General features: G+C 72.7%; 17 protein-coding genes and 1 tRNA gene. 11 read left to right on the top strand and 7 right to left on the bottom strand.

Translation table 11 applies throughout. From position 1 onward, the window contains the following. Positions 1-118: 118 nt before the first annotated feature. Entirely contained in the window at positions 119-751 is a 633-nt protein-coding gene (locus tag ACGFZN_RS11910) for an RNA polymerase sigma factor (RefSeq protein WP_393858313.1), read from the bottom strand. Positions 752-1149: 398 nt separating this feature from the next. On the opposite strand from ACGFZN_RS11910, the gene ACGFZN_RS11905 reads away from it, so the two are divergent. The 3 genes from ACGFZN_RS11905 (at position 1150) to ACGFZN_RS11895 (ending at position 4755) form a co-directional block, all read left to right on the top strand. After that, the gene (locus tag ACGFZN_RS11905; protein ID WP_393858312.1) at positions 1150-1635 is read left to right on the top strand and encodes a DUF1877 family protein; all 486 of its coding nucleotides are present in this window, start codon (positions 1150-1152) and stop codon (positions 1633-1635) included. A 138-nt stretch (positions 1636-1773) separates the two neighbouring features. Continuing rightward, a complete protein-coding gene (locus tag ACGFZN_RS11900) occupies positions 1774-2571 on the top strand; it encodes a hypothetical protein (RefSeq protein ID WP_393858311.1) in 798 nt (265 codons plus the stop codon). Between the two features lie 15 nt (positions 2572-2586). Next, positions 2587-4755, top strand: a complete 2169-nt coding sequence (locus ACGFZN_RS11895; protein WP_393858310.1) for a bifunctional polysaccharide deacetylase/glycosyltransferase family 2 protein — start codon at positions 2587-2589, stop codon at positions 4753-4755. A gap of 21 nt (positions 4756-4776) precedes the next feature. Here ACGFZN_RS11895 and ACGFZN_RS11890 read toward each other — a convergent pair whose 3' ends face one another. Beyond that, positions 4777-5187, bottom strand: a complete 411-nt coding sequence (locus ACGFZN_RS11890; protein WP_393858309.1) for an ArsR/SmtB family transcription factor — start codon at positions 5185-5187, stop codon at positions 4777-4779. Between the two features lie 114 nt (positions 5188-5301). Between ACGFZN_RS11890 and ACGFZN_RS11885 the strand changes: the two genes are divergently transcribed. Next, entirely contained in the window at positions 5302-7275 is a 1974-nt protein-coding gene (locus ACGFZN_RS11885) for a heavy metal translocating P-type ATPase (protein ID WP_393858308.1), read from the top strand. A 232-nt stretch (positions 7276-7507) separates the two neighbouring features. Then, positions 7508-8665, top strand: coding sequence for an MFS transporter (locus ACGFZN_RS11880; protein ID WP_393858307.1), 1158 nt, complete (start codon positions 7508-7510; stop codon positions 8663-8665). A 253-nt stretch (positions 8666-8918) separates the two neighbouring features. Here the strand turns inward: ACGFZN_RS11880 and ACGFZN_RS11875 are convergent, their stop codons facing one another. Further along, positions 8919-9452 carry a hypothetical protein gene (locus ACGFZN_RS11875; RefSeq protein WP_393858306.1) on the bottom strand — a complete coding sequence of 178 codons (534 nt, stop codon included), beginning with the start codon at positions 9450-9452 and terminating at the stop codon, positions 8919-8921. A gap of 176 nt (positions 9453-9628) precedes the next feature. On the opposite strand from ACGFZN_RS11875, the gene ACGFZN_RS11870 reads away from it, so the two are divergent. Further along, positions 9629-9823, top strand: a complete 195-nt coding sequence (locus ACGFZN_RS11870; protein ID WP_393858305.1) for a hypothetical protein — start codon at positions 9629-9631, stop codon at positions 9821-9823. 33 nt (positions 9824-9856) lie between these two features. Here ACGFZN_RS11870 and ACGFZN_RS11865 read toward each other — a convergent pair whose 3' ends face one another. Further along, positions 9857-10081, bottom strand: a complete 225-nt coding sequence (locus ACGFZN_RS11865) for a cold-shock protein (protein WP_393858304.1) — start codon at positions 10079-10081, stop codon at positions 9857-9859. Between the two features lie 714 nt (positions 10082-10795). On the opposite strand from ACGFZN_RS11865, the gene ACGFZN_RS11860 reads away from it, so the two are divergent. The 4 genes from ACGFZN_RS11860 to ACGFZN_RS11845 all read left to right on the top strand — a co-directional run bounded on the left by ACGFZN_RS11860 (position 10796) and on the right by ACGFZN_RS11845 (position 14532). Next, on the top strand, positions 10796-11149 hold the full coding sequence (locus ACGFZN_RS11860; protein ID WP_393858303.1) for a WXG100 family type VII secretion target: 354 nt from the start codon (positions 10796-10798) through the stop codon (positions 11147-11149). Positions 11150-11184: 35 nt separating this feature from the next. After that, positions 11185-12456, top strand: a complete 1272-nt coding sequence (locus ACGFZN_RS11855; protein ID WP_393858302.1) for a hypothetical protein — start codon at positions 11185-11187, stop codon at positions 12454-12456. Then, entirely contained in the window at positions 12453-13331 is an 879-nt protein-coding gene (locus tag ACGFZN_RS11850; RefSeq protein ID WP_393858301.1) for a hypothetical protein, read from the top strand. The genes ACGFZN_RS11855 and ACGFZN_RS11850 overlap by 4 nt, the downstream gene beginning before the upstream one ends. 208 nt (positions 13332-13539) lie before the next feature. Next, entirely contained in the window at positions 13540-14532 is a 993-nt protein-coding gene (locus ACGFZN_RS11845; protein ID WP_393858300.1) for a hypothetical protein, read from the top strand. 780 nt (positions 14533-15312) lie between these two features. Here ACGFZN_RS11845 and ACGFZN_RS11840 read toward each other — a convergent pair. After that, the gene (locus ACGFZN_RS11840; RefSeq protein ID WP_393858299.1) at positions 15313-15459 is read right to left on the bottom strand and encodes a hypothetical protein; all 147 of its coding nucleotides are present in this window, start codon (positions 15457-15459) and stop codon (positions 15313-15315) included. Between the two features lie 80 nt (positions 15460-15539). Between ACGFZN_RS11840 and ACGFZN_RS11835 the strand changes: the two genes are divergently transcribed. After that, complete coding sequence (locus ACGFZN_RS11835; protein ID WP_393858298.1) at positions 15540-15746, top strand: hypothetical protein; 207 nt, start codon at positions 15540-15542, stop codon at positions 15744-15746. A 136-nt stretch (positions 15747-15882) separates the two neighbouring features. Here the strand turns inward: ACGFZN_RS11835 and ACGFZN_RS11830 are convergent. Together ACGFZN_RS11830 and ACGFZN_RS11825 are read right to left on the bottom strand one after the other, a co-directional pair. Then, positions 15883-15958 (bottom strand) — tRNA-Arg (locus ACGFZN_RS11830). A gap of 80 nt (positions 15959-16038) precedes the next feature. Continuing rightward, positions 16039-17670 (bottom strand): IclR family transcriptional regulator C-terminal domain-containing protein, encoded by a 1632-nt coding sequence (locus ACGFZN_RS11825; protein WP_393858297.1) that lies wholly within the window; start codon positions 17668-17670, stop codon positions 16039-16041. Between the last annotated feature and the right edge of the window lie 125 nt (positions 17671-17795).

Genomic DNA, 17795 nt, shown 5'->3' with positions numbered 1-17795 from the left:
TCTGATGTGCTCGACCCGTACCGACCGTTCCGATCCGTTCGTATGCGTTCGGATACGTCGGCAGGCGTCGATGTGGCGTGCCCGGCGGCCTCCGGCCGCCTTCCGCCGTCCGCGTCGTTCACGTCCATTCCCCCAGCGTTCGGGGAGTCCCATCCGTCACACCCGCGTCCGCCTCACCGCCGACGCCCAGCTGCCGGGCGAGGCGTTTGAGGCCCCGGTGGGCGGCCGTGCGCACGGCTCCCGGGCGCTTGCCGAGGACGCGTGCGGCGGCCGGACCGTCCAGGCCCACGACGACGCGCAGGAGCACCGCCTCCGCCTGCTCCCGGGGCAGCGCGCGGACCAGGGCCAGGGCCTGCTCGGTGGAGAGGGACTCCAGGGCCTCGTCGTAGGTGTTCTGCGGGGCGGGCAGATGCAGCACGTCCTGTTCGGTGCCGCCGGGCCGGGGACGGGCGCGCCGTCGGCGCAGGTGGTCCAGGGCCCGGTGGCGGGCGATGGTCGCGGTCCAGCCCCGGAACCCGGCGCCGTCCCCCTTGAAGCGCCCGAGGTCGCGGGCTATCTCCAGCCAGGCGTCGGAGGCCACGTCCTCGGCGTCGTCGCCGACCAGCCCGTGCAGATAGCCGAGCAGGCCGGGCTGCACGATCCGGTACGCCACCGCGAAGGCGGCCTCGTCCCCGTCCTGGGCCCGCGCGACCGCAGCGCCCAACTCCCCGTCGTGCGCACGTACGCGCCCGGGTTGCCGTACCTGGCCCAAGACTGTCCTCGTTCGCACCGGTCCGAAGCGGGTCCGTGCCGTCCGCCGCGCTCCGGTCGCATCGACGGCCCCCATGCTGCACAGCGTCTGCCGTCACAGAAGTGTCACAACGCCCCGCCGGCCCTTTACGGCCCCGCGCCGTCCGACCGGCGTCCTGGACCCAAGGTGACGTTCCGCGCCGGCCGCGCGCTGACCCAGTGCCGGTACCGGTGGCGCACGGGCTCGACGGCGCGCGTCCGCCGTACGCCGGCCGCGCAGGCCCCTCCGTGCCGCCGGCTCCCCCCGTGGGCGGCACGGCGAGGGACGGGGCGGCCGGGAACCGCCCACTGCACGGGTTCCGGCCGCTCCGGCGATCACGGCAGCGTGACGCCTCACCGCCGTCGTGCGCTCCCTGGAGCATGAGTGCCCATCTCCGTCTGCGCGCGGTGCCGCCCCCGGCCCTGCGCAACAGCGCGACCTGGCTGGAACGGCAGTTCGAGGAGGGCGGCGCGGCCGTCCGGCACCGGGAGGAGGTGCTGGACGAGCGCTACCTGGACCAGGAACGCCTCTACGCCGGAGCCGGTCCCCGGCGCACCGGGGGCCGGCCCCACACCCAGGTCGTGCTCGGCGGCCGGCCCGTGTTCCGCCGCGACCGGCACCGGCCGCGCCTGCTGGTGCTGACGGCCGCCCAGGCCCGCCGGGTCGCCGGGTTCCTGAGCGCCGCCGACTTCGAGACGTTGTGGGACGTCGCCCGCGAGGACCTGCTGCCGCGCTACGGCGGCGCTTCCGCGGAACCCGAGACCTGGGCCGCGTTCGCCGCGGCGCACCAGGAGCTGAGGGCGTTCTACGCGCAGACGGCCGCGCGCGGTGAGGCGGTGGTCAAGCGCCTGCCGGCCGACGCGTGAGGCGCGCGGGCCCGTGCGGTCCGCCGCTTCGCTCGCCCCGTCGAGCCCGGGATCCCCGCTGTAACACTTTCGGCCGAGTCCGCTCTGTCCCTACGGGCGACCGCGTCGGTCGGCGGCCAGGACAAGGGGACACGACTCGTGCGGTGGACGGACGACAGCGGAGCGGTGCGCGGCGAGGACCCGTACGGCGGCACCGGGCAGGCGCACGCCCACGGTCACGCGTACACCCACGGTGACGACTACGCCTACGGCCACGAGTACGCCTACGGCCACGCGTATGCCCACGGTCACGAACGCGGCGCGGGCGCCGGCACCGTCCCGCAGGCCTGGGACCCGCGGGCGGCGCAGCCCGCACCGTGGGCGCCGTGGCCGCACCAGGCCGCGCCCTGTGTCCCGCACGGTGACGTCCACACCGCGCAGCTCCCGGTGACCGACACCGCCGCCCCGCCCGTGCCCGAGCCGCACACGCCCCGGAGGGAGCCCGAGACGCACCCGGACGAGTCCGCGCGCCCGGTGTTCGTCGACCTCTCAGGGCGACGCCAGCGCCGGGTCGTCCGCGCCGCGCGCCTGCTGGTGATCCCCGCGGGCGGCTATGTCGCCCTGCTGGTCAGCACCCTGCTCGGCGGCCCCACGGTCAGCTCTCCGATCGTCCCGCAGGCGGGCCCCACGCACCCGGCCACGCCCAGGGCGACCGCGCCCGACACCCCGTCCGGCACCGGGCACACGGCGAAGAGCACCGGACCGGCGGCCCCGCCGCGCTCCGGCGGCACCGGACGGACGACCACCGCCCCCACGGCCACCGTCCGCGCCACGCCCGCACCCGCCACGACCGCCGCCCCGGCCCCCACCGGCACCGCCGCCGCGGCCCCGGCCACCGCGCCCGCACCCTCCGCCAGGGGCCGCGCCCTCGGCTCCTCGCACCGACCCGTGAAGTGACCCGAGGCCCCTGACGTGACCGACCGCCGACACCGCACCACGCCCGCCCGCCACCGGGGCCGCGCCCGCCAGATCACCCCCCGCACCCACTGGCTCCTGCTGAGCGTGCTCGTGGTGACCCTGTCGACGGCCCTGCTGCTGCAGGGCTACACCCACCACATGTTCGGCATCACCTCGGACGACGTGACGGGCGCCCGCGGCCGGAGCGACGCGGTGCCCGCCCGGGTGGTGCACGGCGGACCCGTGATCGCGGACGCCGCCGCCTCGCCGCACACCGCCCGGGTCGCCCCCGGCACCGTCGCGCTCACCTTCGACGACGGGCCCGACCCGGTCTGGACGCCGCAGATCCTCGACGTCCTGAAGCGCAACCACGTGCACGCGACGTTCTTCGTCGTGGGCACCCAGGTCGTCGCGCACCCGGAGCTGGTCCGCCGGATCGTCGCCGACGGCCACCAGATCGGCGTCCACACCTTCACCCACCCCGACCTGGCCCGCCTCGCGCCCTGGCAGCGCTCCCTGGAACTGCGGGAGACGCAGCTCGCGGTGGCCGGCGCCGCGGGCGTCACCACCGCGCTGCTCAGACCGCCGTACTCGTCGCGGAACGACGCCCTGGACGACGCCGACTGGTCCGTGCTGCGGCAGGCGAGCGCCGCGGGCTATGTCACCGTGCTCTCCACTCAGGACGCCCGGGACTGGCGGCGCCCCGGCGTCGGCCGCATCGTCGCCGACGCCACCCCGCGCGGCCACGCCGGGCAGATCGTGCTCCTGCACGACGCCGGCGGCGACCGGTCCCAGACCGTGACCGCGCTGAGCACCCTGATCCCCCGGCTCAAGGCGCGGGGCTTCCGGTTCGCGACGGTCGGCGCCGCCGTCGGCATGGCCGGGCCCGTCCAGCGCGCGGGGCTCGCCGACCGGCTGCAGGGCATGGCCCTGATCGACGTGCTGCGGGCCGGCGACCGGACGGTGTGGCTGCTGGGCGTGCTCATGTACGCGGCCGGCGCGATCAGCGTGCTGCGCGCCGCGGTCGTCCTCGTCGCGGCCCGCCGGCACCGGCGGCTGCGCTCCCGGCGCCCGGGCCGGGCCTGGGGGCCGCCGGTGACCGAACCGGTCAGCGTCATCGTGCCCGCCTACAACGAGAGCGCCGGGATCGAGGCGGCCGTACGCTCCCTGCTCGCCTCGGACCACCCCGTGGAGATCATCGTCGTGGACGACGGCTCCACCGACGGCACCGCCGACCTGGTGGAGTCGCTCCGCCTGCCCGGCGTGCGGGTGATCCGGCAGCGCAACGCCGGCAAGCCCGCCGCGCTCAACGCGGGCCTGGCCGCGGCACGTTGCGAGCTGGTGGTCATGGTCGACGGCGACACCGTCTTCGAACCCGGCACCGTCCGCACGATCGTGCAGCCCTTCGCCGACCCGCGCGTGGGCGCCGTCTCGGGCAACGCCAAGGTCGTCAACCGCGGTGGTCTGCTGGGCCGTTGGCAGCACATCGAGTACGTGGTCGGCTTCAACCTCGACCGCCGCCTGTTCGACCTCGCCGAGTGCATGCCGACCGTACCCGGAGCGGTCGGCGCCTTCCGCCGCCGGGCGCTGCTCGCCCTCGGCGGCGTCAGCGACGTCACCCTCGCCGAGGACACCGACCTCACCATGGCGCTGTGCCGGGCCGGTTGGCGCGTGGTGTACGAGGAGGGCGCGGTGGCCTGGACGGAGGCGCCGGCGTCCCTGAACGCCCTGTGGCGACAGCGCTACCGCTGGTGCTACGGCACCCTGCAGGCGATGTGGAAGCACCGCGGCGCGCTGCTGCAGCGCGGCGCCGCCGGCAAGCTGGGCCGCCGCGGGCTGGTCTACCTGCTGCTCTTCCAGGTGCTGCTGCCGCTGCTCGCGCCCGTGGTGGACATCTTCGCCGTCTACGGGCTGCTCTTCCTCGACCCGTTGCGGATCGCCGGGCTCTGGCTGGCCTTTCTGCTGCTCCAACTCCTCATGGGCCTCTACGCGTTCCGTCTCGACGGCGAGCGCCCCGGCCCGCTGTGGAGCCTGCCGCTGCAGCAGTTCGTCTACCGCCAGCTGATGTACCTGGTGGTGATCCAGTCCCTGTTCACCGCCGTCTCCGGCTCCCGGCTGCGCTGGCAGCGCATGGAGCGCTACGGCAGCCTCCGGGCGCCCGCGGCCGACCGGCTCACCTCGTAGCGGGGCCGCCGTCGGGCACGCTCACGCGCTCGGGACCGCGGCCTCTTCCGGCTCGCCTCCGGCGACGGAGGCCGCGTCGGTCAGGTCGGTCAGGCCGAGGCGCAGATGCTCGACGTGGTAGATGGCCTGGTCGATGAGTTCGGCCACGTGGTTGTCGTACAGCGAGTACACGACCGAGCGGCCCTTCCGGGTGCCGACGACCAGTCCGAGGTTGCGCAGCAGCCGCAACTGGTGGGAGCACGCGGACTGTTCCATGCCGACCTCGGCGGCCAGTTCGGTCGCGGGCAGGGACCCTTCGCGCAGGCGGGCCAGGATCAGCAGCCGTGAGGGGGTCGCCAGCGCCTGGAGCGTGGTGGCGACCTTGGCGGCGCTGTCGGCGTCCAGGCGCCTGCGCGGGACGCTTCCGGAGGGCGGTGCGGCTCCATGACCCATGCGCCCATCGTACGGCACCACGTATGAACACATGAATGTCTCTTCATTCGTTCCTGTTACGGTGGTGGGGTTCCGACCTGATCGCGTCCGCCCACGGTGAAGGACCCCCTGCCGATGTCATCCACGCTCACCCGCCCGGCGCCGCCCCGAGCCGCCCGCGAGACCGTGGCGCCCCGGCGCCGTACCCGTGTCCTCGCCCTGCCCGAGGCGCGGTGGGCCGCCGCGGCGCTGGTGCTGTTCCTGATCGCGCTGCCGCTGCACCTGGCCGGGGCGCCGGCCTGGACGTGGGGTCCGCTCCTCGCGGCCGTCTACGCCACCGGCGGCTGGGAGCCGGGCTGGGCGGGCCTTCAGGCACTGCGCGAGAAGACCCTGGACGTGGACCTGCTGATGGTCGTCGCCGCACTCGGGGCGGCGGCGATCGGGCAGGTCCTGGACGGTGCGCTGCTGATCGTCATCTTCGCCACCTCCGGCGCCCTGGAGGCGGTCGCCACCGCCCGCACCGCCGACTCCGTGCGCGGCCTGCTCGACCTCGCCCCCGCCACGGCCACCCGGCTCGCGGACGACGGCACCGAGGAGACCGTCCCCGGCGGGCAACTCGCGGTGGGCGACGTCATCCTGGTCCGGCCCGGCGAGCGCATCGGCGCCGACGGCCGGGTGCTGGACGGGACGAGCGACGTCGACGAGGCCACCATCACCGGCGAACCGCTGCCCGTCGCCAAGCAGACCGGCGACGAGGTGTTCGCCGGCACCCTGAACGGAACCGGCGCCCTGCGCGTGCGGGTCGACCGCGACCCGTCCGACTCGGTGATCGCCCGGATCGTGGCCCTCGTGGAGGAGGCCTCCGAGACCAAGGCCCCCACCCAGCTGTTCATCGAGAAGGTCGAACAGCGCTACAGCCTCGGCATGGTCGCCGCCACCGTCGTCTTGTTCGCCCTGCCCCTGCTGCTCGGCGCCGACCTGCGGTCCACCCTGCTCCGCGCGATGACCTTCATGATCGTCGCCTCGCCCTGTGCCGTCGTGCTGGCCACCATGCCGCCGCTGCTGTCCGCCATCGCCAACGCCGGACGCCACGGCGTGCTGGTCAAGTCGGCGGTGGTCATGGAGCGCCTGGGCGAGGTGGACGCCGTCGCCCTGGACAAGACCGGCACGCTCACCGAGGGCACCCGGCGGGTGACCGACATCCGTCCGCTGCCCGGCTCCGGCCTCACCGAGGACGAGGTGCTGCGGCTGGCCGCCGCGGCCGAGCACCCCAGCGAGCACCCGCTGGCCCGCGCGATCGTGGACACCGCCCGCCGCCGGCGCCTGGACATCCCGCCGGCCGACGACTTCACCGCCACACCGGGCGCCGGCGTACGCGCCACGGTGCAGGGCCGTACCGTCGCGGTCGGCAGCCCCGCCCGCGTCCCGCACGACCCCACCGGCCACCCGGCGCAGGCCGTGGCCGCCGCTCTCGAGGAGGAGGGCCGTACGGCCGTACTGGTCGTCCTCGACGGCGCACCGGCCGGAGTGCTGGGCCTGGCCGACCGGCTCCGCGAGGACGCCGCCGGCACCGTCTCCGCCCTCGGCGAGCTGACCGGCACCGCCCCGGTGCTCGTCACCGGCGACAACGCCCGCGCCGCGGCCCAGCTCGCCGCCGAGGCCGGCATCACCGACGTCCGCGCCGGACTGCTGCCCCAGGACAAGGTGGCCGCCGTACGGGAACTGGAACGCGCCGGACGCAAGGTGCTGGTGGTCGGCGACGGCGTCAACGACGCCCCCGCCCTCGCCGCCGCCCACACCGGCGTCGCGATGGGCCGCGCGGGCTCCGACCTCGCCCTGGAGACCGCCGACGCGGTCGTGGTCCGCGACGAACTGGCCGCCGTCCCCACGGTCGTACGCCTCTCCCGCCGCGCCCGCCGCCTGGTCGTGCAGAACCTGGTCATCGCCGCGCTGTTCATCACCGGCCTGGTCCTCTGGGACCTCGCCGGCACCCTGCCCCTGCCCCTCGGCGTCGCCGGCCACGAGGGCTCCACCGTCATCGTCGGCCTCAACGGCCTGCGCCTGCTGGCCGACGCGGCGTGGCGGAGGTCCGGTCCGGGGCGGGACTGACGGCGTCTCGACGCGGGCGGCGGATGCGGGGAGGCTGTTCGACGACAGGTATCCCCCGGACGAGGAGGCGGCGGTGACGAGGCTGAGAGGCGGACGCGGCTCGCCCGGGGATCCGGAGCCTTCCGGGGAGCCGGAGTTTTCTCACGACCCGGAGCTTTCCCGCGACCCGGAGCCGGAGTCCGCCTGCGGACCGGAGGCGGACCGGCCGGTGCGGATGGGGGCGTGGCGGTTCGTGGTGTGGTTCGGAACCGTCAGCCTGCTCGCCGACTTCGTGTACGAGGGCGCCCGCTCGATCACCGGCCCGCTGCTGGCGTCACTGGGCGCGTCCGCGCTGGTGGTCGGTGTCGTCACCGGCGCCGGTGAGGCCGCGGCGTTCGGCCTGCGCCTGGTGTCCGGGCCACTGGCGGACCGTACCCGCCGCTTCTGGGGCCTGGCCATCGCCGGATACGCGCTGACGGTCGCATCGGTGCCGCTGCTGGGCGTGGTGGGCGTGCTGTGGGCGGCGTGCGCGCTCGTGGTCGCCGAGCGGGTCGGCAAGGCGGTGCGCTCCCCGGCCAAGGACACGATGCTGTCGCACGCCACCGCCGCCACCGGCCGGGGCCGCGGCTTCGCCGTGCACGAGGCGCTGGACCAGATCGGCGCCCTGGTCGGCCCCCTGCTGGTGGCCGGCGTTCTCGCGCTGACCGGCAACGACTACGGCCCCGCGCTCGGCGTGCTCGCCGTCCCCGGCATCGCCGTACTCGCCCTGCTGTTCTGGCTGCGGGCCCGGGTCCCGGACCCGGAAGCCTACGAACGCGAGGCGCAGGCCGCCGCGAGCGCGCCGCCCGCCGCGCGCAACCTGCGGCTGCCACGGGCCTTCTGGACCTACGCCGCCTTCACCGCGGCCACCACGACGGGCTTCGCCACCTTCGGCGTCCTCTCCTACCACCTGGTCCAACGGCACCTGCTCAGCGCCGCGTGGGTGCCGGTGCTGTACGCGGCGGCGATGGCCGTGGACGCCGTGGCGGCACTGGCCACGGGATGGCTCTACGACCGGTTCGGCCCGCGCGTGCTGGTGGCGCTGCCGGTGCTGACGGCGGCCGTCGCGGCCCTGGCGTTCACCAGCACGCTCGCCGTCGCGGTCGCCGGCTCACTCGTGTGGGGCGCGGCCATGGGCATCCAGGAGTCCACCCTGCGCGCCACGGTCGCCGACCTGGTGCCCAGCGGCCGCCGGGCCACCGCGTACGGCCTGTTCGCCGGCGTCGTCGGCGCGGCGAGCCTGACCGGCGGCGCGCTCACCGGCGGCCTGTACGGCTACTCGATCCCCGTACTGATCGAGGTGGTCGTCGCCATCCAGGTCCTCGCACTGGTGCTGCTGGCGGTGACGACCAGGGGCACGGCGCGACGCTGACCACGGGCCTCGCGGCGAGCGGCGCCTCTCCGGCGTTGCGGCGCCAACGCCACGTACGGCCGTCCCGCCGACGTGGGCTCCTCGATGACCGTCCTGGTCTCCCCGGACAGCCCCTACAGCCGGATGGACTCCACGGCGGCCTGGGCGCCACACTCCGCGGCGCGCTCCTCCCCGCCGTGCCGAGCACCCTGCTCCTGGCCTGCCGGCTCGCCCCGAAGCGGAACACCCGGACCGGCGGACCCGGCCCGGTGCCTCAGTAGGGCGCCATGACCAGTTCACCGATCACCCGCCGCCCCACCCGAGCGGCCAGCCACGGGGCCCTCGCGGCCTCGACCTGCTTGACGTGCACGAAGACCGTGTGTTCCGCGGCGGGATGCTCCAGATCCAGATCAAGGGCATTCAGGCACAGCGTCACGAACGCACCCCGCGAGCCCCCCACACCGAGCCCCACCTCGGGCGCCGCAGGCCAGCCCGCGAAGTCCCAGCGCACAGCCGCCGGCTCCGACCCGCCGGCCCGCACGAGCGGCAGGACGACGTCAGGGCCATTCCCCCAACTCCGCACCCGGACCGGCAGATGTTCCCCACCACCGACGCCACCCTCCGCCCACCACTCCGCACGCGGAAGCAACTCCAGCAACCGGGTCAGCACCGAGCCGGAGGAGACCACCGCCTCGTAATCGACCTCGAGCCCGCTGGTGTCAGCGACCTCGAGCAACCGCGCAACCGTACGCAAGCCCTCCCCGGCATCGGCCGTCCTCAGAATGGGCTGCGCATAGGAGTTGGACACGGGAACAGTGTGCGCTGTGCGCCACGCCTGGCGACAACGACGACCGCTCGGTCGACCGCACGCCCTCGATCAGCGATGCTGAACCGATGCCACGCCAGCACAAAAGAAGACGCCGGCAACAGGAAGAGGCACAGCGAGCTGCCGACCGTCTCGCGCCTGACGCCGGCCACTGGGAGGTGCTCTTCGAAACCCAGGACGAGTCGGAATGGAACGCCCACATCCGCCGTCTCCGAACCTCCCCCACCGGGATCGACTGGACGGCGGTACGGCTGGACAGGCTCTGCGGACGCCAGACGCACCCCACCGCCTTCCGCCTGAGCCTCTTCACCCCGACGACCGCTCCGCATCCGGCCCAGGACTCCTCCGGGTAACGGCACGCATGCGGCCACGATCAACGGTGGATGTCAGGCCGGCCGAGGCACGATGTGCACGGCCCGGTAGTCGTACCCGTCCTGCTTGAAGCCAGGGGCTTCCCAATGGAGTTCTACCCGCTGCCCCGGCGACAGCGTGCGGAACCCCTCCATCTGGATGTGGGAGTAGTGACCCCAACAACCACCGGGCGTCTCCGGGGAGTCGAGCACTCCCCACCCTTCCTCGTCACGCCACTCACGGACAGTCGCAGTCACCATGCGGGAACCTTACGGGTTCGGTCTGCGCTTGCGTATGGGGCTCCGAGGTCGTACCTGGCCGCGGCGACTTGATCGCCGCCAAGCAAGCCGAGCTGACTCCGGCCGGCTGGTGCCACGCCTGTGGCACCACCCGAGAAACGCGGAAGGGCCGGCTCAGAAGGAAACCCTCTGAGCCGGCCCTTCTCTCCGTGCCCCCGGCAGGATTCGAACAGTGATCGCTCCCGCCCCTTCCCACAGCAGCTCATGCGCGCGGCCGCCCGGTTCCGACGCGCCCGTCTGCTCGTCCAGTTCGTCACGAGGGGGTCCATCGCCCCGAGGAAGGAGGCCGCAGCCGGACCAGGATCCGGACGCCCACCGACCTCCACGCGTGCGAGTAGATCTAGGGCGGTCGGCCAGCTCTCGGTGGAGCTGAGGTGCAGGACGACGCGCGGGAGGTCATGAGGAGTGGCGTGCACGTCAACCGCCGCCACAGGCGCGTCCACGTCCTGACCGTCGACAGCGAAGGCGTAAGAGCGTCCGTCGAAGGTGAGTTGGAATCGGTTCGGCGTTGTCACCGGCGGAGCCTATTCGTCGACGTGACGCTCTAAACTTTGAGAGAACTCTTGGTCAGTAGGTCGGCCTTTACTGACCCTTTGGGCTCATGCGGTCGTGAAGAGGTGATCGAAAGCTAGGGTCGAACGTCCGGGCAGTCAACGGAGGGGGAGACGTCACATCATGAGCGACAGCGGCAAGATACTTGACATCAAGATCGCTGACCTCAAGGCCGCAGCGCCCCACTTCGAACACGAAAGCACTGCTCTCGCACACGCCCTGACGAAGCTGAAGCACGCGCTGGAGGCGGCCGGGTCGCCATGGGGTGACGACGAGCAGGGTCAGAAGTTCCACAAGGTGTACGGCCCGCACGTAAAGCAGATCGAGCGCGCCACCAAGATCCTCGTCGACGGCCTGGCCAGCATCCGTGAGGCCATGGCCGACATGGCGGACGGCCACGTCGACAACGAAGAGCTGGTCCGGAGCATGTTCAGCCGCATCTCCGTCGACCACGGCGGCAAGGGCGCGCACCGGTGAGCGTCGCGGACAAGGCCCGCAAGATCGTCCAGGACATGACCGGCATGTGGTGGCCGGCCGCGGACGAGGGCGGGCTGCGGCATGCAGCGAAGACGTGGCGGGACTTCGCCGACGACGTGGAGAAGGTCGCGTCGGGTGCCAACAGGGCGGCCCGCACCATCATCGAGCACAACAAGGGCGAGGCCATATCGGCCTTCGACGACCCGTTCTGGCGCCGCTACTACTACGACGGGCGCGGCTGGCTGAAGGATCTGGCCGATGCCGCCCGCGCCATGGCCAAGGCGCTGGACGCGTACGCGGACGCCGTGCACGGGGCGAAGAAGAAGCTCGAACACGAGCTGGAGATCGCCGGCGCCACGCTCGTGGTCGGCGGGGTCCTCTCCGTCGTCACCTTCAGCCTCTCCGAGGACGCCGCCGTGGCGGTGGCAGCCGGGATCGCTGACGCCGCCGCCAGCCTCGGCGTGGCGGTGTCGGAGGAGATCGCCGCCATCGCGGGCACGACCCTGGCGTCGGCAGCGTTCGCCGGCGTCGAGTCAATCGCAGTGGACCTTGCCGTCGCACAGCCGATGTCCATCGCCCTAGGCGACAGCAAGGGCCTCAGCCTCGCCGAGGCCCGCGATGTCGGCGTGTCCGGCGCCCTACTCGGCGGCTTCCTCGGAGGAGCGGGCTCGACGGCGCAGGCTATTCGTTCCGGAGCTCTGAGCAGCTTCTTCGACACCATCGACATCGATCTGGCCGGGCCACGTATGGCCCTGGCCGGACTCCCGGGTGAACTCGCCGGAGCCTCCGACGGCCTTACGGCCGGCGACCGCTACGCGATGAGGGTGGGCGATCCCGGCGCCGGAGGGACGGGGCCGGGAAAGGGGCCGTGGCCCACGGCGAGCGGCGTGGAAGGACCTGCAGCGGGCAAGGAGCTCAAGCCCCCGAACGCGAGGCATACGATCTCCGGAGCCGGCCGCGGCGAGGTCAGGGAGGTGAACAGTGTCGTCCTTCGCGGCTACGAGCAGGACATTAACCAGGATGTCTCCGACATTGCCGCCGGCAAGGCGACCTGGAACCCGAGCACCAGCCGCTACGAGGTGAACGGACGCAGCTACGGAGTCGAGGACACAGGCAGGGTGTACCCCGACAGCGGTAAGGGCATCGCCAAGCTTGACCGGAACGAGTACGCCGCACTCCAGCAGCTCGTGAAGGCCAAGGGAGACATCAACGCCGCACCGCAGCTCACTCGGAATCCACGCTTCACCAACAATCCAGAGGCCGTCCAGAAGGCCCTGGACATCTACAACGGGACCTACGCGCAATGACGTACAACCTCCTCACCGTGGAGTCCACGACCTCCGACACCGTCGCGGCCGCGCTTGCCCAGTGCCTGCAGGTGCCTGTGCAGGAGGTGGACGTGGCGGACGAGGCCAGCGACCAGGATCAGCGCAACTGGGATGCTCTGGTGCTGTGCGACATCGCAACGCTCCGAGGGGATGTGTCCACCTCCCTGGACATCTACGTCCAAGAAGCGTTGCAACCGCAGCCGAGCGAGCGCGAGCTTGCCTCGGCCTTCGCCCGGACCGCTGAGGTCGTGGTGCTCTTTTCGGCGGGGGAAGCGCCGCCGAGTGCGTACTGGCTGGCCACGGCAGAAGGACTCGTCACGCGGGCGCGCCTGTACCAGTCCGACGATGAAGAACCTCGCTTCTCGATCGACAGGGTGGAGACTCCAGTCGACCAGCTTCCGGATGTGACCGTCGCTCGCATCCCGGAAGTGGTCCGTGAACAGCAGATTGCAACCCCGCTTGCCGATGCCTTCGATGCGGTACTGAACAGGTCGCACCTGCAAGAGACCGGCACCACAGGAACGCCGTTGTGGACGGCGAGCACTCGCCTGCACGCCTGGGAGAAGCTCGTACGGCACCTTGAAGCCGCATGGGCTCCGTCCGGCTGGTGCCCGCCAGACCTCTATCGCGAGCGGCTCGAGGCGCGAGACGAGCTGGAGCGGGTGCGTCGTCAGCTTCCGGAGAGCCTGGCTGCACTGCTCCGGAACGCACTGCAACCCTTGGACGCCCTGTTCGCCGAGCTGACAGTCGAGGACACCGGTGATCTGCTCGACAAGGAGCTGGCCCGCGCGGAGGGCGTGGCCTCGGAACGCGGCTGGTGGTGGAACCGCCGTCCTGATCCGCTGCCCTGGTGACACGAAGCGACCCGTCAGAGGCGTTCGCATGCGCACGTCCGTCCAGGTCCGCGCGCATGACGTGGAGTATTTGGCGTTCGTTCCGGCGGCTGGCCAGGCGGCTTAGCTCGGCTGAACCAGCCCCCCGCGACTGCTAAGGGTGGATGCTGGCCGACCTGCCCATTAACCCACTGAGCCCACGGTTCGACTGGAGAGACTGATCAAGCAAGTGGGCTTCTATCAGGAGTTCGGCGCCGACGGCACCCCGTCGGGCACCGGCGCATCCGTTCACGATGCGGTCAGGTCGGCCGGGGAGTGGGACGAGGACAGGATCGCCGCCTACCTGGAATCGTCCACCGAGATCTACTCCACCATGGGGGCCGAACGGGACGTCATCACCCGGGACGCGTGGATCTCCGGCGCCGGGTCACTCGTCACTGACGGCACCTGGCTGTGGCCTGCCGAGCTGGAGCACTATGTACGCTGGCACCACGTCGCTCTTCCCGCGGAGTTCGTCGCCCACATCCGGGCCAACGACTACGCGAGCCCCGCCCTCTCCCCCGAGCGGGCCCTTGAGATCTTCAACGAGTATTTCGGCCGGGACGCCTCGGATGACTCCGACCCCCGGCGCACCGCCCTGAAGCCCTTCCTCACCTGGTACCTGCCGGAGCTGACGACCGCTTCGAGCCAGGCGCTCATCAAGCAGCTCGGCACCGCGGGCCTCTCGGTCACGCACCCCCTCACGGACGCTCTCTTCGGCTTCCGCGAGCGCGCGTACGGCAGGCGAGAGCCGCTTGTGGGCGGCCGCGACCTGCTGGCCGCCTCTCTGGTCGACGGCCAGTATTACGAGCTCGAGTTCCAGTGCTGGATGGCGTACGACCAGCCCGTCACCGCGAACGTACAGCGCCTGGCACCGTCCACTCAGAAGGTCACCGTCCAGATCGCCGACGTGCCCTCAGCCGATCGAGAGGAGGCCGTCACCGCCCTGGTGCGAACGCTCGACCAGGATGCCGCGCACTGCCTCGGATTCGTCACCGACCGTGTGGGCACATCGGGCGAGCAGGACTGGGACCGCATCCTGGTCGGTTCGGGAGAGCGACTGGCCGTATGGCCGGACATCGTCGGGATCCGGCGGGAGCGATTGTCCGCCCACCCGGAACTCGACGCCGCGATGGCCACCGACTACGGGCCGCTCGCCGTCTTCCACCGCCCTGAGCTGTGATGCATGGCAGTGCCTTGCCGTATTCGCCGGCGGGAGAGTCCGGCGCATGGCGAGTGAGGAGCAGCAGCGCCGCCTCGTCGAAGCGCTGACTGCGCGGAGGCCGGAGTGATGGGGCCGGTGTTGGACGTCCGCGCGTACCACGAGGCGTCGAGGGGTTCGCTCGCAAGGGGCAGACTTCGTCCCGGAGCTGGTGCGGGCACTGTGGCTGAGCGTTGATCAGGTCGGCGCGTACCGGGACGGTGCCGGGTATGTCGCCGCAGTGGGGTCGGGCGAAGCCGACTGCCGGCACGCGCCTACGCGTCGGTCCCGCACGCCGCACCGGGAGGGCGGGCCATGCCACGGACGACGCTGTTCCGGCAGCTGCTCCAGCAACGGCACCTGACGACGTACGAGGCTTTCGCCGCGCAGTACGAGCGGGCCGCCGCCCGGTTGGCGGACTCGTCCGCGACCCCCGCCTGGCGTCCTTCCAGATCTCTCCACGCCAGTTCGACGCTGGTACGGCGGGGAGTTACTGACACTGCCCCGTCCCGACGCCTGCCGGGTGCTGGAGAACATGCTGGGCCGACCATGGTCCAACTGTTCGTCACGGAGCACGACGGCGGACCCGACCGCGCCCACGACGAGAGGCCACGCTCCCGCCAGCAGGCGCCGGCCCCGGCCCTCCGCTTCCTGCCCACGATCTTCAACGCGCGGAGTGGGAGGAGAAGCACCGGGAGGAGCCGAGGAAGTACGGGCCGTACGCCGACTCCGGTCGCGTCATCACCTGGGAGGACGGCGCCCCTACCACCCGGAGTACCTCTCGCAGGTCTTCAACCGGTTGGTCCAGAAGCTGGGCCTGCCGCCGATCCGGCTCCAGACCTGCGCCACTGCGCCGCCACGCTGCCCCTTGCGGCCGGCGTCCACATGAAGGCCATTCAGGTCCTGCACGGACACTCCTCGTTCAAGATCACCGCCGACACCTACACGAGCGTCCTCCCGCGGATGGAACTCGAGGCCGCGGCCCCCCCGTGTCCCTCGTCCCGCGCAAGACGACGCGGCAGGGCGCGCAGACGGAGGCCGGGGGCCCGCAGGCCGTCACCGCCGCCGGATCGGCGGAAGCCCCGGCGTCCTCGTTCACGAGCACCAGCGGCGCCCACGTGGCGGTGCGCCCCATGCCCCGGCCGGCACCGGATGCCTCTCCGGCCTCGGCCGCCGAGGACCAGTCCGCCGCGTAGCCGCGGCGGAGACAGCAGCGGCCGGCACACATACAGCACACACGCCGCGTCCCCACTTCGTCCCCACCAGGCACGGAACAGCCCCCTCGGAGACCACTCCGAGGGGGCTGTTCGATGCTCCGCGCCTGGTCAGACGTGGTGCCCCCGGCAGGATTCGAACCTGCGACACCCGCTTTAGGAGAGCGGTGCTCTATCCCCTGAGCTACGAAGGCAGTGCTGAGCGGTGGTGACGGAGTCACCGGTCGACAGTGTAGCGGGTGGGGCGTGGCGGGTGGTGGGGTGCGGGGAGGGGTCAGGAGGTGGGGATGGGGGTGAAGCGGGACGCCGTGTGGAGGTCGGACTCGATGCGGGCGGCGGTTTCGCGCAGGGCGGGGAGGACGTCGTGGACGCAGTCCTCGAGGGTGCGGCGGGCCGCGTGGGTGGCGGCGTTCAGTGCGGCGACGGCGCGGCCGGCCCGGTCCCGTACCGGTAGGGCGATGGACCGCAGGCCCGACTCCAGTTCCTCGTCGACCAGGGCGTATCCCTGGGCGCGTACCTCGGCGAGGACCGGGGGGAGGGGGGTGCCGGCGTCCGCCAGGAGGACTCGGCCGAGGGAGGTCTCCGCGGCGGGCAGGCGTGCGCCGACCGTGATGTGCACGGTCAGGACGCGGCTCGCGCCCGCCCCGGCCGTGTACTGGATCTCCGTGCCGTCGGCGGTGAGGACCGCCAGTGCCGTCGGCTCGTGCAACCGGGTCGCCAGCGCGCGCAGGTGCGGCTCGGCGAGGCGGGGCAGCGTGGTGCGGGACAGCGGCGGGAAGCCGAGGTCCAGGACGCGCGGGGTCAGGGCGAAGGTGCGGTCGGGCAGGGTCTGCACCAGGCCGAGGTGCTCGTGGGTGAGCAGGGCGCGGCGGGCCGTGGCCCGGGCCAGGCCGGTCGCCCGTGCCACGTCGCTCAGGGACAGCGCCGTGCGGCCCTCGCCGAACGCGGTCGGCACGGTCAGTCCCCGGGCCAGCGATTCCACGAAGTCCCGGCCCATATGGTGCTTGGACTCCGTCGTCCAGGTAGCCAGGCCCGAGGGGGGCGGGCCGGGCCGCGGCGGCGCGGCGCGCAGCTCGGTCTCCATCGCCGTCACCGCCGTACGAAGGCGGGGCAGGAGGCTGCCGCGCAGGTCGGCGGCGGAGTGCCGGCTGGTGTGGCTGACCACGCTCGCCACGCAGGCCAGACGGCCGGTGTGCGGATCCCGCACCGGTACGGACACGGCGACCAGGCCCGGTTCGATCAGCTGGTCGTCCACGGCCCAGCCGTCCCGGCGCGCCCCTTCCACCCGCTCCATGAAGGCGGAGTCGGGGGGTGGGGCGTCCGCCGGTCCTCCGGTCCCGGGCCGGCGGGGCGGTACGGCGGGGAAGGCCGCGTCCGTGGGGTCCGTTGCGCGGCGGGTGTGCCAGCGGGTCCAGTCAGGCTGCGTCCACTCGGTCGCGAACAGCGCGCCCGGTGCGGTGCGTTCGGCCGGGAGCAGGTCGCCGATGCGGAAGCTGACCGACATCGCGCGGCGGCGGGTGGCCTGGTGGATGAAGCGGATGCCGTCGAGGTCGGCGACCGCGAGCGAGACGGATTCGTCCAGCTCGTCGGCGAGGGCGTCGGCGTAGGTGCCGAGCAGTTCGGGCAGCCGGAGCGCGGCCAGGTAGGCGTTGCCCAGCTCCATCACGCGGGGGGAGAGGACGACGTCACGGCCGTCGAGGCGGACGTAGTCCATGCGGGCCAGGGTCGCGGTGATCCGGTCGACCGTGGAGCGGGCGAGTCCGGTGGCCCTCTCCAGCGCGCTCGGGCTCAGCGTGCCGCCCGCCTCGGTCAGCCGCCGCAGCACCCCGACCCCGCGCAGCAACGGCCCGACCGTTTCCCCCGCCTCGACACGGGTGTCGGTCTCCACTGCGCTGTTCGCGGGCATCGGCTCTCCGGTACGGCAATCGGGCACGCCTACGGTAAACCCCGCCCGGTCTCCCCTTGGGGAGACGGTGCAGGGGGCCAACCGCACCGAGCCCCCGAGGAACCCTGGCCCCCGCCCCGGAGAAA

Origin of the sequence: Streptomyces sp. NPDC048192 (assembly GCF_043202415.1) — a bacterium.
GTDB lineage: Bacteria > Actinomycetota > Actinomycetes > Streptomycetales > Streptomycetaceae > Streptomyces.
Note: the sequence above shows the minus strand (reverse complement) of the source record. Positions and strands in the feature narration are given on the sequence as shown.

Coding starts and splice junctions, on each gene's coding strand:
- ACGFZN_RS11905 (WP_393858312.1), top strand. CDS start 1,150: ATGAGTGCCCATCTCCGTCTGCGCGCGGTGCCGCCCCCGGCCCTGCGC.
- ACGFZN_RS11890 (WP_393858309.1), bottom strand. CDS start 5,187: ATGGGTCATGGAGCCGCACCGCCCTCCGGAAGCGTCCCGCGCAGGCGC.
- ACGFZN_RS11885 (WP_393858308.1), top strand. CDS start 5,302: ATGTCATCCACGCTCACCCGCCCGGCGCCGCCCCGAGCCGCCCGCGAG.
- ACGFZN_RS11865 (WP_393858304.1), bottom strand. CDS start 10,081: ATGGTGACTGCGACTGTCCGTGAGTGGCGTGACGAGGAAGGGTGGGGA.
- ACGFZN_RS11860 (WP_393858303.1), top strand. CDS start 10,796: ATGAGCGACAGCGGCAAGATACTTGACATCAAGATCGCTGACCTCAAG.
- ACGFZN_RS11855 (WP_393858302.1), top strand. CDS start 11,185: ATGACCGGCATGTGGTGGCCGGCCGCGGACGAGGGCGGGCTGCGGCAT.
- ACGFZN_RS11850 (WP_393858301.1), top strand. CDS start 12,453: ATGACGTACAACCTCCTCACCGTGGAGTCCACGACCTCCGACACCGTC.
- ACGFZN_RS11825 (WP_393858297.1), bottom strand. CDS start 17,670: ATGCCCGCGAACAGCGCAGTGGAGACCGACACCCGTGTCGAGGCGGGG.